Source organism: uncultured Agrobacterium sp. (genome assembly GCF_913777885.1).
In the GTDB taxonomy this organism is placed as follows: domain Bacteria; phylum Pseudomonadota; class Alphaproteobacteria; order Rhizobiales; family Rhizobiaceae; genus Agrobacterium.
In genome coordinates, this window is sequence record NZ_CAJYTV010000009.1 from 99962 (window position 1) to 124611 (window position 24650).

A 24650-nucleotide genomic window follows, 5' to 3' on the forward strand; every position below is an offset into this window, starting at 1 on the left:
TTGAGTAGACAAGCAGATCGTGCAGTGGTGAACTTGAGCCGTGCAACGCTGATCGGATTTTAGAAAATGACAGACAAGCGCATCGACAAGCCTTTTTCCTTTTCTCCAACCCGGCGTTCATTGCTTGCGGGAACGTTCGGACTGAGCGCAGCAGCGCTCCTGCCCAAAGGCGCGCATTCCGAGGTAGATCAGCCCCCCGTCCTGCCGCTGGAGCGTGAGGATTACGCCAAGGCCCGAGAAAGATTTCACACACATCTTTTGCGAAAAATGCCTGCGCCCGAAAAGTCCGAGCCGCTCGGCACGCCGCCCGGAGCGCGTCGCGTGACATATCCCGGCGGGCCAAATGGTTCCATCGAGCTGGTTGCGTGGCTGTCGGAATACACGCCTTCAAAGACGCTAAAACCCGCTGTTCTGTTTCTGCACGGCGGCAATGCGACCGGAGACGGTCACTGGGCGTTGATGAAGCCATTCTGGCAGGCAGGCTTCGTGGTGCTGCTGCCCTCTTTTCGCGGTGAAAACGGCCAGCAGGGCAATTATTCGGGTTTCTATGATGAGACGTCGGACGCGTTGTCCGCTGCGGCCTATCTGGAAAATCTACCCGGGATCGACAAGGACCGGTTCTTCCTCGCTGGCCACTCAAATGGTGGCACGCTCTCTCTCCTAGCCGCCATGACGCGAAAGTTTCGCGCAGCCGTTCCCATCTCTGCTGGTGTCAATTCATGGCGTTACTTCAACCGATATACCGATGAGCTCTGCTTTGACGAGACCGATCCGCAGGAATTTATCATGCGCTCCTCTGTCTGCTTCGGTCATAGTCTAAAATGCCCGACATTGATGTTGCGCGGAACGCAAGAGCGGCCGTTTGATGCCGATCACGAGCTTCTCATGTCGCGTGCGACGTCTGTTGGCACGAAGATCGATCACCAGCTTTTGCCGGGCACGCATAATGGTGTCGTTCCGCATGCGGTCGATGAAAGCATCAAATTCTTCAATGCCTTCACATGAGAAGTGAGCAAACGTTCACACGGGCTCTCAATCCCGTTCGTAGAAACGGGCCTGGCCTCGGTTATCCAGCCTCGCGCCAGCCGCGCGAGTCATTGTGCCGCAAGTGATTTATCTCTGAAGCGGTTCGATGATTGTATTTGCCCTGAAGACCCTGCGTCGATTTGCCTGTGTGTTGCTGGCAGCGCCCTTGCTGTCCGGCTGCCTCTTCATCACCGACACCAGTCGCATGAATGCCGACGTGTTCGTGCGCGAAACAGCACCCGTCTTCAATTACAATAATGTCGGATCGATTCCACGCGACCCGTTGCCGCCCACACCCGGCTCTATCAACAGCCGTCCTCCGGATCTCTTCCGCTCGCAGTTCCAGCAACTTTACGGCCCGCCGACCACAGCGCGCCCCGGGCCGGCACTTTCTCCTGCCTACCGTGATCGCACGCTTGGATACGGCATTCCTGTTTCCAATCCGCTCCATCGCGCCATGTATGACGTGCTGTCGGATGAAGGGCACACGCTTCCCGCAATTCCCTACAGCCGGATCGATCCGCGTTTCCTTCGCCAGGAAGTGGGTTATCAGACGGCGGAAGCGCCCGGCACTATCGTCGTGGATACCAAGCAGCATTTCCTCTATCTGGTGCAGCCGGGCGGCAAGGCCGTTCGCTACGGTGTGGGTCTGGGGCGTTCCGGTTACGCATGGGCCGGGCGGGGGACCATTCAATGGAAGGCCAAGTGGCCACGCTGGACGCCGCCTGACGAGATGGTCCAGCGACAACCTGAGCTGGCGTCTATCTCGGCAGCGAGGGGCGGCATGATTCCAGGGCTGAACAACCCGCTCGGTGCGCGGGCTCTTTACATTTTCAAGGACGGCAAAGACACGCTTTACCGTGTGCATGGAACGCCGGACTGGCAGTCCGTCGGCAAGGCGACCTCGTCTGGTTGCGTCAGGATGCTCAATCAGGACGTGATTGATCTTTACGATCGCGTGCCACAGGGCGCACCGATTGTGGTTATCTGAACACGTCAGCCGACGAAAGCATGAGGCCGCGCCAAATGTTGCACGTCTGCAACTGGCTTTCAGTATGTCTTAACCACTATAGCAATAGCTGATCTATCGTGGAACAAATGACGTACGGCGAGATTGAACGGCAGGTTCTGAGCGCTTCTGCACAGTGCCTTCCCATTCGCCTCCGATGTGAGAAAACCGGACTTATGATGAGCACCGACACAGATCTTTCAAGACGGACTTTCCTTTCCCTTCTGGGCCTTTCTTCCGCGTCGCTGCTGGCGGGTTGTGCATCATCCGGTGTCGCGCCCTACGACAGCACGCAGCCGCTTGGTTTCGCCGGCGGCGTGGCGAATGATTTTCGCCAGATGTTCTCGTCCGGTATTTCCGATGCCGAGCTCGCTGTCATGTACGGCACGGTGGAAGATGGCGGTTTCGTCATCCCCGCAATACCCTATCAGAAGATCGATCGCCGTTATTATCGCCAGCGTGTCGTGGATCCGACCGGGGAGCGCCCGGGCACGGTGGTTGTCGACACCCGTTCGCGCTTCCTCTACGTGGTGGAACCGGGCGGCTCGGCCATGCGCTACGGCGTCGGCATTGGCCGCGAAGGTTTTGCCTGGTCGGGCGAGGGCGTTATCCAGTGGCGCCAGAAATGGCCCAAGTGGACGCCGCCAGACGAAATGGTCGCGCGTCAGCCCGAACTGGTCAAATACTCTGCCAAGAATGGCGGCATGCAGCCGGGCCTGAAGAACCCGCTAGGTGCTCGCGCGCTCTACATCTTCCAGAACGGCAAGGATACGCTTTACCGTCTGCACGGTTCGCCGGAGTGGAATTCCATCGGCAAGGCGGTTTCTTCCGGCTGTGTTCGCCTGATGAACCAGGACATTATCGACCTTTATGACCGTGTGCCGAACAAGGCGCGCGTTGTCGTCTGGCAGTAACCTGCATCATTTTACCGATCTATCACCCTCCTTCGCATCGGAGGGTGATAAATTGACAGACGGGCATCGTTGCCGCGCCGGCCGTCAATGATCTCTAGGCACCTCTACATATATAATAGACCGGAATAGCGGGCTGCCCGTCATGCCCGCGATAGATTGTGTTTTAAAGAATTCAATCGATCCCGAATCTGCCCGAGCTCTTCAAGGCTGCACCCGGTGGCTTTGCCAATGGAGCGCATTACGTGAACAGCCTTTTTCTTCATGTCGGCCCCCGCTGGAGTCAGGCTGATCACCACTTGACGCTCATCCTTCTTGCCGCGCTTGCGCGTGATCAGTCCTGCCTGTTCCAGCCTCTTCAAAAGAGGCGAGAGCGTACCTGAATCGAGACCCAGCATTTCGCCCAGCGCCTTGACGGTCGCATTGTCCTCTTCCCAAAGTGCCATCATCACCAGATACTGCGGATATGTGAGTCCGAGCGGCTCCAGTAGCGGCTTGTAAGCCCGCGTAAATGCATGGGCTGCGCCGTAAAGCGCGAAACATATCTGCACGTCCAGCCTTAAAAGGCCTTCCATCGTCCCGTCGTCCATTCGCGTGAGCTCCAGAATGCGCTGTTAAGCGCTTATCCTCTGCTTGAGAAATCTTCGCCGGAAGCCGTCTCCACAGTGAGGGATGCAAACATTGCAGCGATCCGCGGGATTGATCGCTACGGTTTGGTCCATTCTGCGAAGCTGTGCTCCGGCGAAACAATTCCGCTTGGGAGGGAAGCGCTCTAGGGAACATTTTATCCCGTCACTCGGTTCCTGCTGCATGCGAAGGCCGAGTAATCTTCTTAACCTTATCGCAGACCATAAAAATTTTTTCAATGCGCAAAATTATATTGTGCGCAATTGAATTGAGCGCTATAAGAAGTCCAACTCAAACGAAGGGAGTACATGGCATGCCCATTCTTTACACGACCAAGGCAACGGCGACCGGTGGTGGACGCGAAGGCAATTCCAAGACTGAAGACGGTGTTCTCGACGTCACCTTGACCGTTCCGAAAGAACTCGGTGGCAATGGCGCACACGGCACCAACCCAGAGCAGCTTTTCGCGACTGGTTACTCTGCTTGCTTCCTCGGCGCGTTGCGCGTCGTGGCCGGCAAGGAAAAGGTAAAGATCCCAGATGACACCACAGTGACGGCGAGCGTTGGCGTGGGTCCGCGCGAAGACGGCGGTGGCTTCGGCATCGACGTGTCGCTCAAGGTCAATATTCCAGGCCTCGACAAGGCAACGGCCGAAGACCTGGTGAAAAAGGCGCACATCGTTTGCCCTTATTCCCACGCCCTGCGCACCTCTACGGAAGTGCCGGTTTCCGTGGAATAAATCGTCTTAGACGGTACTCGTCGAGACATTATCGTTTTCCAAAGCGGCCGGTTGTTAAAACCGGCCGTTTTTTTGAAAAGTACTGCGCGCTACGTTTGAGCGTTTGATTATCGCTTGGTGTGACTATCGCTTGAAGTCGGTCCATTCTGATTTCAGGATGGCGTAGATCAAACCGTAACCCCGTACGCCATTAAAGCGATCATTCTACAAGAGATGGGCTTCTTTGCGCATCTTCAACCGCTCGACCACATCGACAGAGCCGCGATTGAGCGCATCCAGCCGCGCAAAAATCCGCTGAAAGCCGAGCTCGACAAAACCAAGCTTGATCGTGGCGCGTGCAGCTTCGGTGGCAATGCCTTTGCCTCTGAACGCTGGATTGAAGATATAGCCCACCTCTGCCTGTAAAGCATCCGCGCTTGCGATTTTCAGCAGAACCTCTCCCAGCAGTACCCGATCCCCTCTCCGCACAACCGCGAAAGATCGCCATCCTTGTCAATAGAAGCTGAAAACGTGCTATCGAACTGTGTTCTCAGCGCGTCGCCTGAGGGCGGCTCTGCGTAAAGAATCGGCAGACCTCGTCGGTGCTATGATAGGTGACACAGGCGTTGAAATCGCTTGGAGCGAACCGGCGCAGGACAAGGCGTTCAGTTTCCACCGGCAGAAATTGGATGCTCTCATATGTCTCCCTGGAGTTATTGCGCTCCGGGGGTTATCTCGTTGCCAGCGAGAACCGACGCAAGTGATTGCGCATTGAGGCAGCCGTGTGAACAGGGGAGGGCGGCGCGCTATCGTCGCAGACTTCCCAGAATGCCGCGAACGAGCGCGCGCCCGACGGACGTTGCCACGGAGCGAGCTGCGCTCTTCATGGCAGCTTCGATAACCGTTTCGCGCTGATATCCGCTGGAGCGTCGTGCGCCGGTCGTTGAGGCTTGCTTCGGTTCTTCGTCGCCGAAGCCCGGCAACTTCCAGCGGCCAGCCGCGCTGTCGGGCTGCTGGCTTGCCTGCTCCTCCGCTGCTCGCTTTGCGGCTTCGGCCTCTGCGGTCTTACGGGCTCGCTCTCCAAGAATCTCGAATGCGGATTCGCGGTCTATGTCCTGATCATAGACGCCAGCAACCGGGCTGGAGGCCATGATGCTGCGGCGCTCGTCGTCGCTGACCGGGCCGACGCGCCCTGATGGGGGACGCACCAGCGTGCGTTCGACGATGGAGGGTGCGCCCTTGTCTTCCAAAGTGGACACCAGCGCCTCGCCCGTGCCAAGGGTGGTGATGGCTTCGGCCGTGCTGAAGGCCGGATTCTGACGGAAGGTATCGGCTGCGGTTTTCACCGCCTTCTGCTCCCGCGGCGTATAGGCGCGAAGCGCGTGCTGCACACGATTGCCAAGCTGTGCGAGAACCGTTTCCGGCACGTCGAGCGGGTTCTGCGTGACGAAATAGACACCTACCCCCTTGGAGCGGATGAGGCGAACGACCTGCTCGACACGTTCGACGAGCACCTTCGGCGCATCGTTGAACAGAAGATGCGCCTCGTCGAAGAAAAAGACGAGCTTCGGCTTTGCCGGATCGCCCACTTCGGGCAGTTCTTCGAAGAGTTCGGAGAGCATCCACAGAAGAAAGGTGCCGTAGAGGCGCGGGTTCATCATCAACTTGTCGGCAGCCAGCACGGAAATGACGCCGCGCCCGTCGCTTGTCGTGCGCATGATATCGGAAATTTTCAGCGCAGGCTCACCGAAGAAATGCTCCGCACCCTGTTGCTCCAGCACCAGAAGACCGCGCTGCAAAGATCCGATGGAGGATTTTGAGATAAGGCCGAACTGGCTGGAGAGCTCGCTTGCATGCTCGCCCATATAGTTCAGCAGCGATTGCAGGTCCTTCAGATCGAGCAGCGGCAGGCCGCCCTGATCGGCTATTTTGAAGGCGATGTTCAGAACGCCCTCCTGCGCTTCGGAGGCGTCCATGAGCCGGGCGAGCAGAAGCGGTCCCATTTCGGCAATGGTGGCGCGAACGCGGTGGCCTTTCTCGCCGTAAAGGTCCCAGAAGATCACCGGGAACTGTTCAAAGGATAGGTCTGAGAAACCGATCTGCTCGGCGCGCTTGGTCACCCAGTCCTTGGCTTCGCCCGGCTTGGCGATGCCAGAAAGGTCGCCCTTGATATCGGCGCAGAAAACCGGAACACCCGCCTTTGCAAAGCCTTCTGCCAGCACCTGCAGCGATACTGTCTTGCCTGTACCCGTCGCCCCGGTGATCAGCCCGTGGCGGTTGCCAAACCGAAGGTCGAGATATTCGCCCTTGTTGAGGCTGTCGTCCGGGTTGCGGCTCGTGCCGATGTAAAGCTTGCCGTCCTGCAGCATCTGGCGTTCCTTCCCAACTATCGGGCAGCGGTGCCCAATTTCGATTTCCTCTTCATACTTATAGGAACTGTTTTTACCCTCAACAACTGTTTGATAAGCTTGAAAAGAGCGTATCGAAAAACCTTTGATGGACTGGCCCTGGCGGCCTTGAGTCTCGGTTTCAATTGTTTTACGTTGACGTGAACGTAATTTCGCATTCAGGAGGAAATTTATGAGCGAAATCGTAACTCAGGTCGCGGATAGAGTGGGCATTGCGCCGGACAAGGCGGAAAAGGCTCTCGGCATGATGCTTGGTTTCCTCCAGCGCGAGGCTGATGACGCGGCTGTCGCCAAGATGATCGAAGCGATCCCAGGCGCGCCGGAGCTCGTCGCCCGTTACAACGGCGAAGGGCAGGGTGGCGGTGGCCTTCTCGGTGGTCTGATGAGCGCAATCGGCGGCGGTGGCATCATGGGGCTAGGCCAGCAACTGATGAGCCAGGGTCTCGGCATGGGCGAAATTTCCGCTCTTGCAAAGACGACCATCTCGATTGCTCGCCAGCATGCAGGCGATGAAGTCGTGGACAAGGTGATTGCTTCGGTACCGGGCCTCAGCCAGTTCGCCTGATCGCATCATTCGTTATGTCAGGCGCGGAGTCTGCTCTTCAAAGGCTCTCCGCGCCTTCTCTATATCTGCATGGTGCGTCTCTGCCCAAATCCATACGCCGCAAAAAGCGCTGCCGAGTGTCTTGCCGAGATGAGTGAGGCTATAGTCCACATGCGGCGGAATGACCGGATGAATGATCCGCGTCACCAGCCCGTCGCATTCCATCTGCCGTAGCGTTTTGGTCAGCATCTTCTGACTGATATTGCCGACAGCCTTGCCGATTTGCGTGAAGCGCATGGTGCCATGCTCTTCCAAGGCTTCAAGGATCAGCATCGTCCACTTGTCTGCCACCTTCGCGATGATGTCTTGGACCAGCGCTTCGATAACCGGATCGGTCTCACCTGGTGGCGGATCAAGACGCTTCTGCTCGATGGCGGGATCTGCCAGATGCCTTTTCATAAAGACACTCTCTTTCGGGTAAGTATAAATCTTTTGGGTGCCTACTTTCCATAGGAGAGCAGCATATCTAGGTTGAGTCCATCCAACAAGAGAGGACAGCCAAAATGAAAATGACAGGAAACACCATTCTCATTACCGGCGGCGGCTCCGGTATCGGTCGTGCGCTCGCAGAAGCTTTTCACGCGCTCGGCAACAAGGTCATCATCTCAGGTCGCCGGCAATCGTCACTGGATGACGTGACAGCCGCCAATCCCGGCATGGTTTCCGTGGTGCTGGATGCAACGAAGGCGGATGGCATCCGCAGCTTTGCCGACACGCTGATCCGGAAACACCCGGACCTCAATGTCGTCATCAACAATGCCGGTATCATGAAGAACGAAGACATTACTGCGGCGCCCGATTATCTGGACATTGCCGAGGAAACCATTGCCACCAACCTTCTGGGCCCGATCCGTCTGACGGCGGCGCTCCTTCCGCATTTCCTGCCAAAGCCTCACGCCGCTGTCCTCACCGTCTCTTCGGGCCTAGCCTTTGTACCCATGGTGGCGACACCGACATACAGCGCGACGAAATCTGCCATCCATGCGTATTCCATGGCTCTGCGGGAGCAGTTGAAAAATACATCGGTCGAGGTCATCGAAATTGCTCCACCCTACGTTCAGACTACGCTTCAAGGTGAGAAACAGGCCGCCGACGAACGGGCCATGCCGCTTGATGAGTTCGTCGCGGAGGTGATGGGAATCCTGACTAGCAGGCCTGATGAAAAGGAAGTGATCGTGGAACGCTGCAAACCATTGCGTTTTGCAGCCGAGAACGGCAATTTCGATCAGGTTTTCGGCATGGTGAACAGCCTGCATTCCTGATGTTCAGCGATCGTGGCTGGCCTGCGCGTTGCGGCTTCGACCAGGCAGCAGGTCACTCCGCGAGCGGCTGGCCTGGTGTGGCTGCGCCGTGGTCTCGGCGCAGCCTCCGTTGTACTCGGCCCGAAGCGGCCTTTGTGTAGCACTGAAAAGGCTCAGTTATCCCAGTCGGGTGCCAGATGGCCAGGATTGACGATGCGGCCGTCCTTTTTCGCGAGCGCGAAAATTGCCTTCATCTCGTCCTCCGAAAGCTCGAAGTCGAAGATATCGAAGTTTTCGGGGAGGCGGCTTTCCGTTGCAGTCTTGGAAAGAGCGATCACATCGGGCTGCTGGACCGCCCAGCGCAGCGCAATTTGCGCTGCGGTCTTGCCGTGCTTTGCGCCGATGTCGCGCAACGCCTCATCTTTCGGCACCTTGCCATCGGCCATCAGATAGTAAGCGGTAATCGAGATGCCATGCTTGCGGGCAGCCTCGATCACCTTGGTCTGATCGAGATAGGGGTGATACTCGATCTGGTTATTGGCGATGGGCGCTTCAGACAGGCGCACCGATTCATCCATCAGTGCCACGTTGAAGTTGGAGACCCCGATATTGCGGACTTTGCCCGCCTTGTGCAGTTCGTTCAACGCGCCGATCCGTTCGGCAAGCGGCACATCGCTTTTCGGCCAGTGCAGAAGAAGAAGGTCAACATAATCCGTTTTCAACTTCGTCAGGCTCTCATCCACGGAGCGGATGAAGTCGTCGTGCCTGTACTGATCCACCCACACCTTGGTGGTCAGAAAGATGTCGCCGCGCTCGATGCCGGACTTTGCGATGGCATCGCCGACAGCCGCCTCGTTCTTGTAGACCTGCGCCGTGTCCACGTGTCGGAAGCCGAGTTTCAGCGCCTGCGGCAAGATGCGGTGCACATCCTCTTCCGGCATGCGGAAGGTGCCGAAGCCGAGAGCTGGAATATTTGCGCCATTGGCGTTTACTGTCTTCATGTTATGTCTCCATTTGCGGATTGTGGTCCCGCTTGGACGCGGGACAGGAAGGTCGTTAGCCTAAGTCTTAAAGGGCGGGTTTGGTTCAAACGGGCTGCACGCGATCTGCCCGCTTTCCGTCGAGGCTTGCACTGATGAGCGTAAGCACGAGCGCAGACGAGACCAGCATCGCACCGACCCATGGCGTTGCGCCAAGTCCGAGTGGAGAAGCGACGACCATGCCGCCGATCCAGGCGCCGACGGCGATGCCGAGATTGAAGGCCGCGATATTAAGTGCAGAGGCCACGTCGATGGCGTTCGGACGAAAACGCTTGGCAAGTTGCACCACGTAGAGCTGAAGGCCGGGAACGTTGGCAAAGGACAGAAACCCCAAGGCAACGAGCGTAAGAAGTGCGGCAGTTGCGGAGGTGGCGGTAAAGGTGAAGAGCGCCAGAACAAGTGCCTGAAGCCCGAAGAGCCAGCCAAGCGCTTTTACCGGATCGCGGTCGGCAATTCGTCCGCCTGCGAGATTGCCCGCCGCGATCGCGAGACCGTAAAGCACCAGGACAAGACTGACGGTGCTTTCGGCAAAGCCTGTCAGTTCCTGAAGGATGGAGGCAAGGAAGGTGAATGTGACGAATGTACCGCCATAACCAAGTGCCGTCATGGCGAAGGCAAGCAGCAACCGCCCCGAGCCGAGAACACGCAATTGCTCCATCAGACTTGCTGCCGGTGCTTTTTGAAGTGTTGATGGCAACAGTGCCGCAATGCCGATAAAGGCGACAATCCCGAGTGCTGCAACCGCAAAAAACGTGGCGCGCCAGCCGAAAATCTGACCGATCAGCGTGCCCAGCGGCACGCCGGTCACGATGGCGACGGTCAGCCCCATGAACATCATGGCGATGGCCGACGCCCTTCTATCTTCCGGCACAAGCCCAGCGGCAATGGTCGCGCCGACGGAAAAGAACACGCCATGGGCAAAGGCGGAGATGACGCGTGCCACTAGCAGCATCTCGTAGCTGGGGCTCAGTGCCGCAGCGCTATTGCCGAGAATGAAAAGGCCCATCAGTCCAAGCAGAAGCGGCTTGCGTTCGATGCGGCCGGTCAACGCCGTCAGAACGGGCGCGCCGAAGGTTACACCCAGCGCATAGACGGACACGATGAGCCCGGCGAGCGGCAATGTAATGTGAAGATCGTTAGCGACGGTGGGGAGAAGACCCACGATGACGAATTCCGTAGTGCCGATAGCGTATGCAGCAATCGTCAGGGCAAAAAGAGCAAGGGGCATGGGGTGTGCCTTTCAGGCCTGTCATAGCAGGCAATCTCGATGGGTTTGAGGTTCAAGGCTGAATATCGGCGCAAGGTACTTGTTTGATAATCCCGATTAATTGATAATCATTTTGGAATTGAAATCATAGGCGAGCTGATGGATAACCGCGCGGGCGAGATGGAGGTTTTTGTACTGGCTGCGGAGTTGAAAAGCTTCTCTGGCGCTGGACGACGGTTGAAGCTCTCGCCCTCTGCCGTCAGCAAGCTCGTGTCACGGGTGGAAGAGCGGCTGGGAACGCGCCTTCTCGTCCGTTCCACCCGGACGCTGGAACTCACACCCGAGGGCGAGATTTATCTTCGCCGCGCCCGGCGTATTCTGAAAGAGATCGACGAGACGGAAGAACTGGTCGCTGGCGGGCGTGAAGAGGCGAGAGGCTTGCTGCGCGTCAATTCCTCGGTCGGCTTTGGCGAGCGATGCATTCTTCCGCTCCTCGGCGAGTTTGCCGACCGTCACCCGAAAGTTCGACTCGATCTCACACTGACAGATGGCGTGATCGATCTCATCGGCGAGCGCACCGATATTGCGATTCGCATTGGCCCTATGAGGGACTCGTCACTCATGGCGCGGCGCCTTTTCTCCAGCCGGCGCGTGATCGTGGCGTCGCCGGATTATCTGAGCCGGCAAGGTGTCCCGAAGGCGCCGGACGACCTTGATCATCACAACTGCATCGGCTTTAACTTTCGTCGCAGCCTCGATGAATGGCCATTCCGCGACCCTCACACGCAGGCCACCTATACCAAGGCAATAAGTGGCAATATCCTCGTGTCGAGCGGCTCCATCAAGCGGCAACTATGTCTGCTCGGCGTCGGCATAGGCCGTATAGGGGAATTCCACGTTCGCCCGGACATCGAGGCCGGACGGCTTGTGCCGATCCTAGAGGACTATAACGGTGGCGACATGGAACTCGTCCATGCCGTTTATGCCGGACACGAGCATCTGGCGGCCCGTATCCGTGCTTTCATAGACTTCCTTGTCGAGCGGATCGAAACGAATTGATCACCGCACGAGGCGTGCATTCAAACCGAAAGAACGGCACCGCGCTCTCATGGTCTTGGTCAGCCGGAGAGGCGAGGAGAGGTCACGACACGTTTGAACAAGGCTGACATTGCGTCGGCAATACCCTGCGTCGGGCTGACTTCGAAGAAGAGACCGGGCGAAGCGCAATCCTGCATGCGTCCCGAGATTTCCGATTGGAAGGGGCTGATCCATTGATTGTACCAGCCATCCGTCGGCAGCGGAAGATAGGTCGTGTAAAGTACAGCAACGCGGTAACCTTGCGACTTCAGAGCGCTGCACAGCTTTGTATCGATTGGCTCCTGGCAACGTCCACCCGTGGTTCGCTTGGTACAAATCGTTGGCTTGTAGCTGTCGCCAACGCCATCGGAAACGAAAAAGAGAACCTTCTCCGGTGTCACCGCGCTGTTGCCATCGCCCTGAAGACCCATTTTGCTACCAATTTGCGTCATTGCACGATCGAAGTCTGTTTGCTGGTCGTTATCGTAGCCCTGCTTGGGGATGGACATGAGGTCGATTTTGCTCGCGCTGCTCTTTGCGAGCGTAAGATCCGACGTTAGAGGCACCACCTCCAAAAGCTTCGTGTCCTCGGCCTTTTCGCCAAAAGTATAGACCGCCATTCTGTACTGGTTGGGCACCAGCCGCATATCCGCTGCTGTGTCCATCAGAGCAGCGGTTGCCTTGCTCACGACGTCGATGCGTGTCGTCACTCCCAGCTTCTTGGCGAGGTTGTAGTAACTATTGGCGCCTGCCGACACATCATGACATGCAAAGGCACACTGATCTCGCGTGTTCGCCACCAGTGTGGCGACATCTCTAGGCGTCGCGCCCACACCCATCGATGGCGTATTATCTAGAAGAAGATAGAAGTTGGTATATCGCTCGGTCACGTACTTGCCCGTCGCTTTACCGCTGACGGTGAAGAACTCCATGTTCAACAGTTGTGACAGTGTGGTGTTCACCGTGGCTTTATATTCCACGTAAGACTCGACTTCGTTACCGGTCTTGTTGACTTTCAAGGCTATGTTGGTAACGACGAAGTCGTCTCCATGATCGGCCGAAGCCTTGTTGAAGAAATCCATCGAGACGTTGCCTTGAGCGATGATCGGCCCGTCTCCGCTCATTTTTCGAGCCTCGATGACATAGGGGGAATTTTTGGCAATGGCGGCAAGGGCCGTGGCATCGGCAGCCTTTTGCAGATCTTCCTTGACCACGAGGGCTTGGCTGATGTCTAACGCGACTCCGGCTGCGCCGAAAAGTGGCACCGCCAGTAGAGCCGTCATGATGGCGAAATTGCCATTCCTGTCACGCCATATATTGCGCATATGAGCCTCTTGAAATAAAAGCGAGCCCGTTTGACTTATTGATACTGGAAATAACTGCCGCTAAATGAATAACAAACGGTTTTGAACGCCGTAAAAATTTTACTCGACCAATAAAAATCGCCGTTTAGATTTGATATTTGTTTGTTTTGCTGGGCGGCAAGCAAATGATGTCAGTGTGGCCGGAGAAATCATTGTCACGTTCGCAACGTCTACTTGATCTCCTTCAATTGCTGCGTAGCCGTCGTGGACCGATTGGCGGTGCGGAACTGGCGTCAGCCACCGGGGTGAGCCTGCGCACGCTCTACCGCGATATCGCCACGCTTCAGGCGCAGGGTGCGAATATCGAAGGAGAGGCCGGTGTCGGTTATGTGTTGAGACCTGGCTATCTACTTCCGCCGCTGATGTTTTCCGAAGCGGAGATCGAGGCGCTGGTTTTGGGCTCTCGGTGGGTGGCAGGCAGGGCAGATGGTGCTTTGGCGGAGGCGGCCCGAGCCGGGCTCTCCAAGATCGCCGCGGTCCTGCCAAAAGCCCTGGCAGAAGAGCTGGACAACTCCACGCTTCTTGTCGGGCCCGGTCAGGTCATCGATATGCCGCATGTCGATCTCGGTACGATTAGAAATGCCATTCGCAGCCAGACGAAGATGGAAATCGATTACGCGGATGAACAGGGACGCAGCAGCCGCCGGATTATCTGGCCCTTCGCGTTGGCCTTTTTCGATCAGGTGCGGGTGTTGCTGGCATGGTGCGAACTCCGGCAGGATTATCGCAGTTTCCGTGCGGACCGCATCTTGTCTTTTACCTCGACCGAGACGCGCTATTCAAAGCGTCGGGAGGCACTGCTGAGCGGTTGGCGAAAGATGATGACGGCGCGGCAGGAGGCTGCTGACAGAAACTGACACTGTGCTTCGCTAAGGTCTTTCCATCAACAAAGGAGACCGATCGTGGAACACCCGAACTTCATCATTCTTTTCGCCAAAGATCCCCGCCAGAGCGCTGCTTTCTATGGCAATCTGCTTGACGCAGAACCTGTCGAACTCTCGGACACATTTGCTTTATTCAATCTGAAAAGCGGCATGCGGCTTGGGCTGTGGTCTCGCCACAGCGCCGCGCCGCCGCTATCGTCCGACGGCAGCGCTGCCGAAATTGCCTTTGTTCTACACTCGGACGATGCTGTGGATGCATGTCATCTTGAGTGGAAGAGCAAAGGGCTGACAATTCTTCAAGAGCCAACAGTGATGGATTTTGGCCGCACGTTTCTGGCGGCGGATCCGGATGGCTATCGGCTGCGTGTCTACGCCTTCCACGGCTGAAGCTTAGTCGTGCTCGATGGCCAGGCATCGCCACGGTGCCTGGCCATCGATGATCAGGATCTGACCGCGACGATGAACAATCGCGGAAAGCGCAGGAGGCGTCTTCCATCCGCAAGGGGCGGGTAGGCAGCGTCGATCCGCTGCCGGTAATCCTTTAGAAAAGCGTCCTGATGTTCAGCGCCGGCCGTTGCCAGATAAGGGCGAAGGCCCGTACCTTTCACCCACTCGACGATGGCGCTGGCATCGGCCATGGGGTGATTGTAAATACTGTGCCACACATCGACACGGAGCGCTTTCGGCGCCAGCCGATCGATGTAGTCGGCGGGAGAAGGCAGAGGCTGGCGGCGCAGTTGCCGCCCCTCGAAGTTCACGCTCCATGGGCCGGAGCGGCTCGTTTCCTCCATCAGCAAATGGCCGGGCTCATTAAGGTTGTCCGGCATCTGGATGGCGAGGACGCCTCCGGGGTTGAGGTGATCCATCAGGCGTTCGAGAAGGTCGATATGGTTCGGCAGCCATTGGAACACAGCATTGGCGTAGAGCAGATCGGCAGGTTCGTCCGGAAGCCAGGATGAAAGATCAGCTTGAACGAATTGCGTCATCGGCAGCCTGACCGCTGCTTCTTCCAGCATGTTGTCGTCGCTATCGACCCCCGTGATGACGTTGACGCCGTAGCGCTCCGTCAGGAGCTGTGTCGAGTTGCCTGGGCCGCAGCCAAGGTCGAAGCCCGTCATCACGCGCTCCAGTGGAACCTGCGCCAGAAGGTCACGCGCCGGCCGCGTCCGCTCGTCTTCGAATTTCAGATATTGCTGTGCCGACCATGCCATTCCGTCTCTCCCTGCGCTCGTATGATACCGAAGTTGACACAGCGTTCTTGCAACCGCCAGATCAACGCGATCGGAGCATCAACGCCCAGACCAAGCTCTTGGCTGCACGCAACAAATGCACATTTCACGACAATACTCGGGCAATAATCCTTCCTTTTGCGTTTTGTCGGGAATTTCACCTTGACCTCATAGCCGCACGGGCATTCATTCCGACGCATTCAAGAAGGAGAATGCCATGTCCGTCGATACCGCACCCCGTTCCACCACCTGGACCCATGTCGATGGTCAATGGCTTCCTGGCAATCCTCCTCTGATCGGACCGACTTCGCATGCGATGTGGCTTGCTTCTACCGTCTTCGATGGCGCACGCTGGTTCGACGGAGTGGCGCCGGACCTCGATCTGCATTGCCAGCGTGTCAACCGCTCAGCTGTCAATATGGGCATGAAGCCGACCATGACTGCGGAAGAAATCGAGCAATTGGCGCTGGAAGGCGTGAAGAAGTTCGACGGCAATATGGCGATTTACATCAAGCCGATGTACTGGGCCGAGCATGGCATGCGCGGCTCCGTCGTGGCGCCCGATGCCGAGTCTACTCGCTTTGCCCTCTGCTTGTTCGAGGCGCCGATGGATGCCGGCGTGCCGCTGACGCTCACGGTTTCGCCGCTTCGTCGCCCTTCGCCGGAAACCGCGATGACCGACGCAAAGGCTGGCAGCCTTTATCCCAATAGCGGCCGCGCCATCATCGAAGCCCGTTCGCGCGGTTTCGACAACGCTTTGATGCGCGATATGAATGGCAATGTCGCCGAGTCTGCATCCTCCAACGTTTTCATGGTGAAGGATGGCATTGTCTATACGCCGATGCCGAACCGGACGTTCCTGGCGGGCATCACCCGCTCACGCGTGATGATGTTGTTGCGGCAGGCCGGTTTCGACGTGCGTGAGGCGACACTTTCAGTCGAAGACTTCCGCAACGCGGACGAAATTTTCTGCTCCGGCAACTATTCAAAGGTTTCCCCGGTCATCAAGCTGGATGACCGCGAACTCCAGGCAGGCCCCGTGGCTCGCAAAGCTCTGGACCTTTACCTGGACTGGGCGAAATCCACCGCTCCAGCGGAGTGAGGATATGGCGTGAACCCTCCCTGTGGACGTAAGTAAATTCGACGTCGCAGGGAGTTCTATTCGCCCTTTGCCTGCACCAGTTCTCGACGTGCCACCTCGACGACCGCATCCGTCAAGGGCTTCAGCCGATCCGCCGCCAGTCTATTGACCTGCCAGAACAGCGGGACATCGAGCGGCGTGCCGAGCTTGAGCTCTACCAATCGTCCGCCCGCCAGATGATCTCGCACCAGAAGGTCCGGGTTCATGCCCCAGCCCATGCCCAACAAGGCTGCATCGACGAAGCTTTGGGTAGAGGGAAGCCAGTGGGTTGGGTGGACAATCGCCGCCCCAAAAACCTGGCGGATCCATTGCTGCTGAAGCCGATCTTTCTGGTTGAAGGTGAGGGCAGGTGCTTGTGCAAGTCCGGCTTCAGTCACGCTGTTGGGAAAATACTGGTCGACAAACGCTGCGCTCGCTGTTGCGTGATACCGCAGAAAGCCGAGTGGCGTGACGCGGCAGCCCTGGACCGGCTTCTCCAGACTCGTCACTGCCGCGAGCACGCGTCCGCGCTGTAGCCACTCGGCCGTGTGGTCCTGATCGTCCACTGCCACATTCAGGAGGAAGCCAGACTGGCGAGTGAAAGCGGAAACCGCCTTCAGGAACCAAGTACCGAGACTATCGGCATTGGTGGCGATATGGAGCGTTACCCGGCTGCTGGGTTCATCCGAAGAGAGGAGCGCGGGAAGCTGGCTGAAAAGCTCCGACTCCAGCATCCCCACATGCTCCATGTGGCGGCAGACCCACGCACCTTTCTCGGTGGCGGTACAGGGATTTCCACGCAGGATGAGGACGGCGCCCAGCCGCTCTTCCAGTTGCTTAACCCGCTGAGAGATGGCCGATGGCGTGACGTGCAAAGAAAGTGCCGCCTTTTCGAAGCTGCCGGTCTGCACCACCATTGCCACTGCGCGAAGCGATGCATAGTCCATAGATTTAGCCCTGCTTAATCGAAGTAAGTACCTTTAACTGTATTAATGGTTTCCCGCCAACTATTCGATGCTGAGGCACAAGGGGCATCGCATGGATTTTTCGGTTTATTTCACAGGCTTCACCATGGGGCTGACGTTAATTATGGCCATCGGTTCGCAGAATGCCTTCGTGTTGCGTCAGGGGCTTAGAGGTGATCACGTCTTCGCCGTCTGTCTAGCCTGCGCGCTGTCGGATGCGATCCTGATCACCGTCGGCGTCACAGCGTTCCGGCAGATCGCCACGGTCATGCCTGCAATCGAGCCCGCCATGCGCTATGCGGGTGCCGCGTTTCTGGTGTGGTATGGCGCAAAAAGCCTGCAATCGGCGCTTCGCTCTTCGGCGGTTTTGGCCGCTGCGTCCGGCACCGTCACTCCTTTCGCGCCAACGCTTCTGACCTGTCTCGCACTGACATGGCTGAACCCGCATGTCTATCTCGATACGGTCGTTCTTCTCGGCACGATCTCGACGCAGTTTCCCGACAAGGAAGCGGTCTTCGGAGCCGGTGCGGCGACGGCGTCGGGCGTGTTTTTCTTCTCGCTTGGCTATGGTGCGCGCTTGTTGCGACCCGTTTTTGCCAATCCATTCGCTTGGCGCATTCTGGAAGGTATCATCGCGCTAGTCATGTGGCTGATTGCGCTTACGCTTCTGACTGGCGGTTAAGCGCAGCGACCAGGGCGCGGAGCGGCGCACTCATGTGCTTATCGCGCCTGAGTGCCAGCACGAGGTCACGCTCCAGCTTCGGCACAAGCGATCGTATTTGCAGTTTGCTCCGCTCGACGTCACCAACGGCCATTGCAGGCACAATGGCGACGCCAAGACCGGCTTCCACCAGCGTCTTCAGCGCCTCGACACTTCCCAGCTCCATGATGGGCTGAACTCGTCCACCTCTCTCTTTCAGCCACCCGTCCACGATCTTCCGGGTATTGCCGCCTTGATAGAGCAGCAGCGGCTGAGCGCAGAGATAGTCTGGATCTATGACTTGAGGAATGTCTGACGCGTCATGCGGAAAAATTGCTAGCAACTCCTCCTGGTGGACCTTGCGCAGATCGAGGCTGCGACCGGTGACGGGGAGCGTGACGATCGCGGCGTCGATTTCGTTGTTTTCGAGAAGGCGAACGACATCCGGCGTATTGCCGGTTTCCACCCTAATTTCGATGCCAGGCATTCGATAGCGGATCTCGCGCAATATTGCCGGCATAAAGTAGATCAAGGCCGTTGCGCCGGTGCCGATGCGCAAACGGCCGCTCTGGCCACCTCGATGCGGCGCGACTGTGTCGATCGCCTGAGATACCTCGTCGGATATGCGTCTTGCATGAACCAGTAGATCACGGCCTGCGGGCGTTGGCTGCGCTTTGCGTCCAACACGCTCAATGAGTCGAACGCCGAGTTGCTTTTCAAGCGATCGAATGTGGAGGCTGATGGCGGGCTGGGTCAGCCTTGCCTTCTCGGCCGCGGCGGAGAAGCTTCCAAGCTCCGAGACATCAATGAAACTCTTCAACTGTCGGAGGTCCAAATCCATGACAAAGAAATCCTTATGCTCTGCATAAGATCTATAATCTTTATTTGGGTATGTCTCTGGTGCAGATTGCAACGAGACGCATACCCTTTCAGGACTCCCATCAATGACCTCCCCGACAAAAGCCGCCTTGATCATCCGCCCCTGCGAAGAGGGTGATATTTCCGCGATCGTCGCAATTTATCGTGACGCCGTTCTCCATGGCAGCGCCAGTTTCGAAATCGAGCCGCCGACGGCTGACGTCATGCGTGAACGCCGTGCAAAGCTTCTTTCAGGCGGCTTTCCCTACATCGTTGCGGAGATGGAAGGCACGGTCGTCGGCTATGCCTATGCCGGACCACACCGCGCGCGCCCGGCCTATGGCGCCACGGTGGAGGACTCGATCTATTTAGATCCGAACCGAAAGGGCTTGGGCATTGGCAAGGCCCTGCTGCTGGCGCTCATTGACGAGGCAACGGCGCGGGGCTTTCGCCAGATGGTAGCGGTGGTCGGCGATTCTGAGAACGCCGCATCGGTTGGCGTTCACCGCGCCACGGGTTTCGAGATGGTGGGTACGCTAAAATCCGTCGGCTGGAAGCATGGCCGCTGGCTGGATATCGTTCTCATGCAGCGACCGCTCGGCGAGGCGGACACGACGCCAAGATTCTAAGTCTTACGGCTTGGTGGAGCCGGGAAGCTCGACCTTCACGGAATCCGCGGAAAGTTCGCTTCCCAGTTCAACGGCCTTGGTCTTCTTGTCATAGACGCAGATGTGGCTGATAGTGGCGTCTGCTCCCTTTGCCTTTCCGGTCAGGATCGCAAGACCGTAATTCTCGCTTCCTGTCGGATCGACCACGGCCTTTGGATCATCCATCAGCCTCGCACCCGCGTCGAGGCATTTTGCCTGCACGTCGGCGACGAACTCTTCCCATGCGCTGTCGGACGAGGCGGCTGCGGGGAGTGCCACAAAGGATGCCAAGATCAAAACCAGAGCCTGTCGTTTCATTGCCATGTCCTTGTTGTAGTTTCTCACGAGATCAGCCGAACGGATCGTTCGGAATCGGTACGGCAAACTGGGTCGCAATCATGTTTTTGAAGAGGCACGAGAGGAATTTTCTCTTTTGCTGGAACATTTTGATAATTCACAGGTTGCCTGAATTGATAGCTGATCCTATGGTCCGCGCACTAGGTTTCGAGGAGCGGCCCAGCCGCTGCAACAAGGAGTAAAACCATGGCCTTTGAACTTCCCGAACTCCCATATGATTATGATGCGCTTGCGCCCTACATGTCGCGCGAAACGCTGGAGTTTCACCACGACAAGCACCACAAGGCCTATGTGGACAATGGCAACAAGCTGGCTGCAGAAGCCGGTCTTTCCGACCTTTCGCTCGAAGAGGTGGTGAAGAAGTCCTTCGGCACCAATGCCGGTCTCTTCAATAACGCCGCCCAGCATTACAACCACGTCCATTTCTGGAAGTGGATGAAGAAGGACGGCGGCGGCAACAAGCTGCCCGGCAAGCTCGAGCAGGCTTTTGCCTCCGATCTCGGCGGTTACGACAAGTTCAAGGCGGACTTCATCGCAGCCGGCACCACGCAGTTCGGCTCCGGCTGGGCTTGGCTCTCGGTCAAGAACGGCAAGCTTGAAATCTCCAAGACACCGAATGGCGAAAACCCGCTGGTTCACGGTGCAGAGCCGATCCTCGGCGTCGACGTATGGGAACACTCCTACTACATCGACTACCGCAATCTGCGTCCGAAGTACCTCGAAGCCTTCGTCGATAATCTCATCAACTGGGATTACGTTCTGGAGCGCTACGAAGCCGCTTCCAAGTAATTTTCCGATAGGATCGGATAAGCAACACCCGGCCTTCGCGCTGGGTGTTTTGCTTTCCGGCTGCGTCCCGTTCGATAAGAAGCCTGAACGGGCCTTCCTCTACAATGTCTGTCACACCGCTGTCATGCGGCGCTTCTAAGCGGTAGCGACCATGACAGATACACCCGCCACACCGCTCTTTTCATTCGGCATCGTCGCCGACCCGCAATACGCCGATATACCTGCAAGACCGGAGATGAACCGCTTTTATGCGGAAAGTACGAAGAAGCTGGCGGAAGCGATTAAAGCCTTCAACCAGGAGGATCTCGCTTTTGTCGTCACCCTCGGCGACCTGATCGACCGAGGGTGGGATAGCTTCGACTTTATCCTTGGATATTATGATCAGCTGAAGCATCGCTGCGTGCTCCTTCCTGGCAACCACGACTTCGCCGTCGAGCCTGAGCATTTGGCAAGGGTTCATGAGCGGCTCGGCATGCCGGCCAGATGGCATGACTTCAGTCTCGGTGAATTCCGCTTCATCGTGCTCGATGGCAATGATGTCAGCACCTTCGCGCCTCCGCTGGGCGACCCCCGTCGAGAGCTTGCAAAGATGCGCCTGGAGGCATTGCGGCAGGCCGGGGCTTTGAATGCGCAGGATTGGAACGGCTCGTTCAGCGATGAGCAACTTTCCTGGCTACAAGCGACACTCGCAAAGGCCGATGCCATGCAGGAACATGTCGTTCTGTTCTGCCACTATCCGCTCTTTCCGGAGAACGCGCATAATATGTGGGATGCCCCCGAAGTGCTGAAACTGCTTGCAGCCCACCACAGCGTCAAGGCGTGGTTCTGCGGGCACAATCATGAAGGCAATTACGGCGCGATCGGCAATACCCATTTCGTCAACATCAAAGGCATGGTGGACACGCTGGACCAAAATGCCTTTGCGATCGCCGACGTCTATCCGGATCGCATCGCCATTCGTGGTTTTGGCCGCGAGACGAGCCGCGTTCTGGTGTTTTGAGCGAACGATGCGCGCTAAAGCGTGTTGTGCAAAAGTGTGCAGAGGTTTTGCGCTGCCGACATGCGATAAAAATAAAATTTATGAGATGACCTGAGAGATCACGACAAGCTTTGAAAAGCCTCTCGTCAGCGAGTTGAATCCACCACACTTATTCATTTGATACAGTCCCTCCACCGGGTGGATAAGGTTTCGAGAATTTCTCTCGATCCTCTCTCCGCGCCATGTGTCCGGACCGACATGACCTATACTGAAAACCTCTGGCTCTATTTCACGCTGCTCTTTGGTATCATCATGCTGCCAGGAATAGATATGCTCCTCGTCCTGGCCAGTTCCTTGACTGGCGGGAGACGCGTCGGGCTTGCCGCGACATCCGGCATCATCGCAGGTGGAGCGGTGCATTCACTCTATGGCGCCATCGGCATTGCCCTTCTGGCGACGCTCATTCCCGTTCTTTTCACGCCGCTGATGATCTTCGGTGCGGCGTATATGATCTGGATCGGGTTCAGCCTGATACGAAGCTCGATTGTGATCGAAGCAGATGAGGTCAGTGCTAGCGCTTCCGCCTGGCGGGCCTTTCGGCGCGGAGTCATTACCTGCCTCAGCAACCCGAAAGCCTATCTCTTCATGATGGCTGTCTACCCTCAATTTCTCAAACCCGCCTATGGTCCGATATGGGTTCAAGGCATCGTCATGGGGCTGATGACTGCTGGGACTCAACTGGCCGTCTATGGCACGCTGGCGCTAACCGCTGGCAAAAGTCGTGATTTTCTGGTGTCATCCCCTAGAGCGACAATTCTCATCGGTAGGATCGCCGGGCTGCTGCTGATTTTAGTTGCCGTCTTCACACTTTGGGAAGGGTTGAAAGGAAACTGAAAAAGACAAGTTTAGGTACCTGATTTTCCTTTGGAAAATCACCTGAATGTGACTTCTTTTTGCCACGTGTAGCCTGCATCTTCATCTCTGTTCGACTCGGTGTGCCGCCCGGCACGCATGCGCGTGTCGTGAGATCGATGCGGGACGGCGAACAACCACCCTCCGGTGACACCGGAACAAGGAGAGAGAGCATGAAATTCAAGACGATTGCCGCATCCATTCTTATAGGCTGTCTTTGCGCCGGAGCGGTGTCCGCGGCCGGCGAAGTTGAAAAGCGCGAAGGCTTGATGAAGCAGATCGGTGGCGCCATGGGCGCACTCGGCGCGATCGCCAAGGGCGAAAAGCCGTACGACGCCGAGACCGTGAAGACCGCTGTCACCACCATCAGCACCAACGCCAAGGCATTCCCGGACCAGTTCCCGGCGGGCTCCGAAGGCGGTGCAGCGTCGCCTGCCATCTGGCAGAACTTCGCCGACTTCAAGGCGAAGTCTGAGAAGCTTGGCGCCGATGCTGACGCGGTGCTCGCACAGTTGCCGACTGATCAGGCCAGCACGGGTGCTGCCCTGAAGACGCTCGGCGCCGATTGCAGCTCCTGCCATCAGGCCTATCGTCTGAAGAAGTAAGACGACGAAGACACACCCGCCGGTTCAGCGGCGGGCTATTCTTTTTTTTGATGTTTTATCGATTAGGCGGAGAGGCGGATGGCATCCATATGGGCAAAGCTGGCAGGCGGCATTGCGGTCGCGGGGATTGCCGGTTTCGGTATCTTCATGTGGGTGACGGCACCTGAGCGCCAACCACCAAGCCACTGGGCCAATCTGGGCGAGCCGGATCTTGCCAATGGCGAGACTCTGTTTTGGGCAGGCGGATGCGCAAGCTGCCACGCCGCCCCGGATGCGACCGGAGACGCCGTGAAAACGCTTTCCGGCGGCCAGGCCTTACCGAGCCCTTTCGGCACTTTTCACGTTCCCAACATCTCGCCAGATCCTCAGCACGGTATCGGCAGCTGGACAGTGGCCGAATTCGGTGACGCCATGACCAGAGGCGTTGGAAAGAATGGCGAACATCTCTATCCCTCCTTCCCTTATACGTCCTACGCCCGCATGACTGCGCAGGACATCAACGACCTCTTCGGCTATCTGAAGACGTTGCCCACCAGCACCAATGATGCGCCTGCCCACGATCTACCATTCCCGCTCGACATGCGACTGGCTCTCGGTGGCTGGAAGTTCCTCTATTTTGACAAGGGTGCGCCGCGCGTGCAGCTTGCCAATGACAATGCCAGCGCCGATGTCGCACGCGGCCAGTATCTGGTGGAAGGTCCAGGCCATTGCGGCGAATGCCATACGCCACGCACGGCACTTGGCGGGTTGATCAAGGACAAGTGGCTGGCGGGCGGCCCCAACCCGGAAGGCGAGGGAACGATCCCCGATATCACGCCCGGCTCGCAGGCCATCAGCTCCTGGACGGCAGCAGATATCGCCAACTACCTCGAGACCGGCTTCACGCCGGAGTTCGACAGTGTCGGCGGCTCCATGGTCAAGGTGCAGCAAAACATGGCGAAGCTTTCTACCGATGACCGCAATGCGATCGCCGCTTATCTCAAGGCAGTTCCGGCGCGCTGAAATCCTGAATGCGGGAGGCGGCGCTTCTCGCATTGACTCTACACAACCTCTGACTGATAACAGACAGGTGATGGTCTTTCCGGTCCTGCCGGAAAGTGAAAAGGGAACACGATAGGAGCTTCGCTCTCATTCGTGGCTGCCCCCGCAACTGTGAGCGGCGAGCCTGAAAACGAAAGCCACTGATGCTGTTTTTTGCATCGGGAAGGCGTTTTCAAAGCTACGACCCGCGAGCCAGGAGACCTGCCATCACGAAGTGTCGTCAATGCCGGCGGGGTGTCCGGAAGAGCACGGTTTTCGGGCAGGAATCATCCGTCCGAAAAGCCCTGTTTGTCTTTCCCCGTGGTGAATGTTGAACGCGTGCGTCCGGCTGC

The 24650-nt window shown here is 57.4% G+C and carries 28 protein-coding genes and 1 riboswitch; of the genes, 17 read left to right on the plus strand and 11 right to left on the minus strand.

The features are described 5' to 3' along the window. Positions 1–66 precede the first annotated feature (66 nt). The 3 genes from QZ869_RS07685 (at position 67) to QZ869_RS07695 (ending at position 2949) form a co-directional block, all read left to right on the plus strand. Positions 67–1005 carry an alpha/beta fold hydrolase gene (locus QZ869_RS07685; RefSeq protein WP_296073848.1) on the plus strand — a complete coding sequence of 313 codons (939 nt, stop codon included), beginning with the start codon at positions 67–69 and terminating at the stop codon, positions 1003–1005. Between the two features lie 127 nt (positions 1006–1132). Beyond that, positions 1133–2017, plus strand: coding sequence for a L,D-transpeptidase (locus tag QZ869_RS07690; protein ID WP_296017208.1), 885 nt, complete (start codon positions 1133–1135; stop codon positions 2015–2017). A gap of 197 nt (positions 2018–2214) precedes the next feature. Next, the gene (locus tag QZ869_RS07695; RefSeq protein ID WP_296017206.1) at positions 2215–2949 is read left to right on the plus strand and encodes a L,D-transpeptidase; all 735 of its coding nucleotides are present in this window, start codon (positions 2215–2217) and stop codon (positions 2947–2949) included. 140 nt (positions 2950–3089) lie between these two features. Here QZ869_RS07695 and QZ869_RS07700 read toward each other — a convergent pair whose 3' ends face one another. Beyond that, positions 3090–3536 carry a MarR family winged helix-turn-helix transcriptional regulator gene (locus QZ869_RS07700; RefSeq protein WP_296017205.1) on the minus strand — a complete coding sequence of 149 codons (447 nt, stop codon included), beginning with the start codon at positions 3534–3536 and terminating at the stop codon, positions 3090–3092. 350 nt (positions 3537–3886) lie between these two features. Here QZ869_RS07700 and QZ869_RS07705 point away from each other — a divergent pair, with 350 nt between their 5' ends. After that, positions 3887–4312 carry an organic hydroperoxide resistance protein gene (locus tag QZ869_RS07705; RefSeq protein WP_296017204.1) on the plus strand — a complete coding sequence of 142 codons (426 nt, stop codon included), beginning with the start codon at positions 3887–3889 and terminating at the stop codon, positions 4310–4312. A gap of 204 nt (positions 4313–4516) precedes the next feature. Here the strand turns inward: QZ869_RS07705 and QZ869_RS21755 are convergent, their stop codons facing one another. Together QZ869_RS21755 and QZ869_RS07715 are read right to left on the minus strand one after the other, a co-directional pair. Beyond that, a complete protein-coding gene (locus QZ869_RS21755; protein WP_367115321.1) occupies positions 4517–4780 on the minus strand; it encodes a GNAT family N-acetyltransferase in 264 nt (87 codons plus the stop codon). Positions 4781–5097: 317 nt separating this feature from the next. After that, complete coding sequence (locus QZ869_RS07715) at positions 5098–6660, minus strand: helicase HerA-like C-terminal domain-containing protein (protein ID WP_296017203.1); 1563 nt, start codon at positions 6658–6660, stop codon at positions 5098–5100. A 211-nt stretch (positions 6661–6871) separates the two neighbouring features. Here QZ869_RS07715 and QZ869_RS07720 point away from each other — a divergent pair, with 211 nt between their 5' ends. After that, on the plus strand, positions 6872–7264 hold the full coding sequence (locus QZ869_RS07720; RefSeq protein WP_296017202.1) for a hypothetical protein: 393 nt from the start codon (positions 6872–6874) through the stop codon (positions 7262–7264). A gap of 12 nt (positions 7265–7276) precedes the next feature. Here QZ869_RS07720 and QZ869_RS07725 read toward each other — a convergent pair whose 3' ends face one another. Beyond that, positions 7277–7702 (minus strand): helix-turn-helix domain-containing protein, encoded by a 426-nt coding sequence (locus QZ869_RS07725; protein ID WP_296073748.1) that lies wholly within the window; start codon positions 7700–7702, stop codon positions 7277–7279. Positions 7703–7806: 104 nt separating this feature from the next. Here QZ869_RS07725 and QZ869_RS07730 point away from each other — a divergent pair, with 104 nt between their 5' ends. Beyond that, positions 7807–8565, plus strand: a complete 759-nt coding sequence (locus QZ869_RS07730; RefSeq protein ID WP_296103781.1) for an SDR family oxidoreductase — start codon at positions 7807–7809, stop codon at positions 8563–8565. Positions 8566–8717: 152 nt separating this feature from the next. Here QZ869_RS07730 and QZ869_RS07735 read toward each other — a convergent pair whose 3' ends face one another. Both QZ869_RS07735 and QZ869_RS07740 read right to left on the minus strand, forming a co-directional pair. After that, positions 8718–9545, minus strand: a complete 828-nt coding sequence (locus QZ869_RS07735) for an aldo/keto reductase (RefSeq protein ID WP_296073753.1) — start codon at positions 9543–9545, stop codon at positions 8718–8720. A gap of 85 nt (positions 9546–9630) precedes the next feature. Further along, positions 9631–10812, minus strand: a complete 1182-nt coding sequence (locus tag QZ869_RS07740; protein ID WP_296103784.1) for an MFS transporter — start codon at positions 10810–10812, stop codon at positions 9631–9633. A gap of 138 nt (positions 10813–10950) precedes the next feature. Between QZ869_RS07740 and QZ869_RS07745 the strand changes: the two genes are divergently transcribed. After that, a complete protein-coding gene (locus tag QZ869_RS07745; protein WP_296103788.1) occupies positions 10951–11850 on the plus strand; it encodes a LysR family transcriptional regulator in 900 nt (299 codons plus the stop codon). Positions 11851–11909: 59 nt separating this feature from the next. Here QZ869_RS07745 and QZ869_RS07750 read toward each other — a convergent pair whose 3' ends face one another. Continuing rightward, positions 11910–13193 (minus strand): TadE/TadG family type IV pilus assembly protein, encoded by a 1284-nt coding sequence (locus tag QZ869_RS07750; RefSeq protein WP_296103789.1) that lies wholly within the window; start codon positions 13191–13193, stop codon positions 11910–11912. A gap of 191 nt (positions 13194–13384) precedes the next feature. On the opposite strand from QZ869_RS07750, the gene QZ869_RS07755 reads away from it, so the two are divergent. Continuing rightward, positions 13385–14089 carry a YafY family protein gene (locus tag QZ869_RS07755; protein WP_296103792.1) on the plus strand — a complete coding sequence of 235 codons (705 nt, stop codon included), beginning with the start codon at positions 13385–13387 and terminating at the stop codon, positions 14087–14089. Positions 14090–14134: 45 nt separating this feature from the next. Continuing rightward, positions 14135–14503 carry a VOC family protein gene (locus QZ869_RS07760; protein WP_296103794.1) on the plus strand — a complete coding sequence of 123 codons (369 nt, stop codon included), beginning with the start codon at positions 14135–14137 and terminating at the stop codon, positions 14501–14503. A gap of 53 nt (positions 14504–14556) precedes the next feature. Here QZ869_RS07760 and tam read toward each other — a convergent pair whose 3' ends face one another. Beyond that, positions 14557–15327 (minus strand): trans-aconitate 2-methyltransferase, encoded by a 771-nt coding sequence (tam, locus tag QZ869_RS07765; protein ID WP_296103795.1) that lies wholly within the window; start codon positions 15325–15327, stop codon positions 14557–14559. Positions 15328–15562: 235 nt separating this feature from the next. On the opposite strand from tam, the gene QZ869_RS07770 reads away from it, so the two are divergent. Then, the gene (locus QZ869_RS07770; RefSeq protein WP_296103797.1) at positions 15563–16447 is read left to right on the plus strand and encodes a branched-chain amino acid aminotransferase; all 885 of its coding nucleotides are present in this window, start codon (positions 15563–15565) and stop codon (positions 16445–16447) included. Positions 16448–16503: 56 nt separating this feature from the next. On the opposite strand, the gene QZ869_RS07775 is transcribed toward QZ869_RS07770, so the two are convergent. Beyond that, the gene (locus tag QZ869_RS07775; RefSeq protein ID WP_296103799.1) at positions 16504–17412 is read right to left on the minus strand and encodes a LysR family transcriptional regulator ArgP; all 909 of its coding nucleotides are present in this window, start codon (positions 17410–17412) and stop codon (positions 16504–16506) included. A 91-nt stretch (positions 17413–17503) separates the two neighbouring features. On the opposite strand from QZ869_RS07775, the gene QZ869_RS07780 reads away from it, so the two are divergent. Next, a complete protein-coding gene (locus QZ869_RS07780; protein WP_296037084.1) occupies positions 17504–18112 on the plus strand; it encodes a LysE/ArgO family amino acid transporter in 609 nt (202 codons plus the stop codon). Here the strand turns inward: QZ869_RS07780 and QZ869_RS07785 are convergent. Then, complete coding sequence (locus tag QZ869_RS07785) at positions 18090–18971, minus strand: LysR family transcriptional regulator (RefSeq protein ID WP_296037079.1); 882 nt, start codon at positions 18969–18971, stop codon at positions 18090–18092. The two genes, QZ869_RS07780 and QZ869_RS07785, sit on opposite strands and share 23 nt — an antisense overlap. A 103-nt stretch (positions 18972–19074) precedes the next feature. Here QZ869_RS07785 and QZ869_RS07790 point away from each other — a divergent pair, with 103 nt between their 5' ends. Beyond that, the gene (locus QZ869_RS07790; RefSeq protein ID WP_296103801.1) at positions 19075–19617 is read left to right on the plus strand and encodes a GNAT family N-acetyltransferase; all 543 of its coding nucleotides are present in this window, start codon (positions 19075–19077) and stop codon (positions 19615–19617) included. A gap of 3 nt (positions 19618–19620) precedes the next feature. Here the strand turns inward: QZ869_RS07790 and QZ869_RS07795 are convergent, their stop codons facing one another. Next, complete coding sequence (locus QZ869_RS07795; RefSeq protein WP_296037075.1) at positions 19621–19953, minus strand: hypothetical protein; 333 nt, start codon at positions 19951–19953, stop codon at positions 19621–19623. A 225-nt stretch (positions 19954–20178) separates the two neighbouring features. Here QZ869_RS07795 and QZ869_RS07800 point away from each other — a divergent pair, with 225 nt between their 5' ends. The 5 genes from QZ869_RS07800 to QZ869_RS07820 all read left to right on the plus strand — a co-directional run bounded on the left by QZ869_RS07800 (position 20179) and on the right by QZ869_RS07820 (position 24279). Beyond that, positions 20179–20781: a superoxide dismutase gene (locus QZ869_RS07800; protein ID WP_296017170.1), complete on the plus strand. Its 603-nt coding sequence runs from the start codon at positions 20179–20181 to the stop codon at positions 20779–20781. Positions 20782–20932: 151 nt separating this feature from the next. Further along, the gene (locus tag QZ869_RS07805) at positions 20933–21781 is read left to right on the plus strand and encodes a metallophosphoesterase (RefSeq protein WP_296103804.1); all 849 of its coding nucleotides are present in this window, start codon (positions 20933–20935) and stop codon (positions 21779–21781) included. Positions 21782–22018: 237 nt separating this feature from the next. After that, entirely contained in the window at positions 22019–22654 is a 636-nt protein-coding gene (locus QZ869_RS07810) for a LysE family translocator (RefSeq protein WP_296017166.1), read from the plus strand. A gap of 191 nt (positions 22655–22845) precedes the next feature. Further along, on the plus strand, positions 22846–23277 hold the full coding sequence (locus QZ869_RS07815) for a cytochrome c (RefSeq protein ID WP_162686460.1): 432 nt from the start codon (positions 22846–22848) through the stop codon (positions 23275–23277). A 78-nt stretch (positions 23278–23355) separates the two neighbouring features. Beyond that, positions 23356–24279, plus strand: a complete 924-nt coding sequence (locus QZ869_RS07820) for a cytochrome c (RefSeq protein ID WP_296103807.1) — start codon at positions 23356–23358, stop codon at positions 24277–24279. Between the two features lie 54 nt (positions 24280–24333). Beyond that, a riboswitch (cobalamin riboswitch) is annotated at positions 24334–24542 on the plus strand. The last annotated feature ends 108 nt before the right edge of the window (positions 24543–24650 follow it).

Excerpts from the sequence above, each read along its gene's own strand:
- QZ869_RS07685 (WP_296073848.1), top strand. The coding sequence starts at position 67 with ATGACAGACAAGCGCATCGACAAGCCTTTTTCCTTTTCTCCAACCCGG.
- QZ869_RS07775 (WP_296103799.1), bottom strand. The coding sequence starts at position 17,412 with ATGGACTATGCATCGCTTCGCGCAGTGGCAATGGTGGTGCAGACCGGC.
- QZ869_RS07805 (WP_296103804.1), top strand. The coding sequence starts at position 20,933 with ATGACAGATACACCCGCCACACCGCTCTTTTCATTCGGCATCGTCGCC.
- QZ869_RS07780 (WP_296037084.1), top strand. The coding sequence starts at position 17,504 with ATGGATTTTTCGGTTTATTTCACAGGCTTCACCATGGGGCTGACGTTA.
- QZ869_RS07695 (WP_296017206.1), top strand. The coding sequence starts at position 2,215 with ATGAGCACCGACACAGATCTTTCAAGACGGACTTTCCTTTCCCTTCTG.
- QZ869_RS07735 (WP_296073753.1), bottom strand. The coding sequence starts at position 9,545 with ATGAAGACAGTAAACGCCAATGGCGCAAATATTCCAGCTCTCGGCTTC.
- QZ869_RS07770 (WP_296103797.1), top strand. The coding sequence starts at position 15,563 with ATGTCCGTCGATACCGCACCCCGTTCCACCACCTGGACCCATGTCGAT.
- QZ869_RS07790 (WP_296103801.1), top strand. The coding sequence starts at position 19,075 with ATGACCTCCCCGACAAAAGCCGCCTTGATCATCCGCCCCTGCGAAGAG.
- QZ869_RS07800 (WP_296017170.1), top strand. The coding sequence starts at position 20,179 with ATGGCCTTTGAACTTCCCGAACTCCCATATGATTATGATGCGCTTGCG.
- QZ869_RS07720 (WP_296017202.1), top strand. The coding sequence starts at position 6,872 with ATGAGCGAAATCGTAACTCAGGTCGCGGATAGAGTGGGCATTGCGCCG.
- QZ869_RS07715 (WP_296017203.1), bottom strand. The coding sequence starts at position 6,660 with ATGCTGCAGGACGGCAAGCTTTACATCGGCACGAGCCGCAACCCGGAC.
- QZ869_RS07740 (WP_296103784.1), bottom strand. The coding sequence starts at position 10,812 with ATGCCCCTTGCTCTTTTTGCCCTGACGATTGCTGCATACGCTATCGGC.
- QZ869_RS07700 (WP_296017205.1), bottom strand. The coding sequence starts at position 3,536 with ATGGACGACGGGACGATGGAAGGCCTTTTAAGGCTGGACGTGCAGATA.
- QZ869_RS07815 (WP_162686460.1), top strand. The coding sequence starts at position 22,846 with ATGAAATTCAAGACGATTGCCGCATCCATTCTTATAGGCTGTCTTTGC.
- QZ869_RS07725 (WP_296073748.1), bottom strand. The coding sequence starts at position 7,702 with ATGAAAAGGCATCTGGCAGATCCCGCCATCGAGCAGAAGCGTCTTGAT.
- QZ869_RS07745 (WP_296103788.1), top strand. The coding sequence starts at position 10,951 with ATGGATAACCGCGCGGGCGAGATGGAGGTTTTTGTACTGGCTGCGGAG.
- QZ869_RS07705 (WP_296017204.1), top strand. The coding sequence starts at position 3,887 with ATGCCCATTCTTTACACGACCAAGGCAACGGCGACCGGTGGTGGACGC.
- tam (WP_296103795.1), bottom strand. The coding sequence starts at position 15,327 with ATGGCATGGTCGGCACAGCAATATCTGAAATTCGAAGACGAGCGGACG.
- QZ869_RS07820 (WP_296103807.1), top strand. The coding sequence starts at position 23,356 with ATGGCATCCATATGGGCAAAGCTGGCAGGCGGCATTGCGGTCGCGGGG.
- QZ869_RS07785 (WP_296037079.1), bottom strand. The coding sequence starts at position 18,971 with ATGGATTTGGACCTCCGACAGTTGAAGAGTTTCATTGATGTCTCGGAG.
- QZ869_RS07795 (WP_296037075.1), bottom strand. The coding sequence starts at position 19,953 with ATGAAACGACAGGCTCTGGTTTTGATCTTGGCATCCTTTGTGGCACTC.
- QZ869_RS07690 (WP_296017208.1), top strand. The coding sequence starts at position 1,133 with ATGATTGTATTTGCCCTGAAGACCCTGCGTCGATTTGCCTGTGTGTTG.
- QZ869_RS07810 (WP_296017166.1), top strand. The coding sequence starts at position 22,019 with ATGACCTATACTGAAAACCTCTGGCTCTATTTCACGCTGCTCTTTGGT.
- QZ869_RS07750 (WP_296103789.1), bottom strand. The coding sequence starts at position 13,193 with ATGCGCAATATATGGCGTGACAGGAATGGCAATTTCGCCATCATGACG.
- QZ869_RS07730 (WP_296103781.1), top strand. The coding sequence starts at position 7,807 with ATGAAAATGACAGGAAACACCATTCTCATTACCGGCGGCGGCTCCGGT.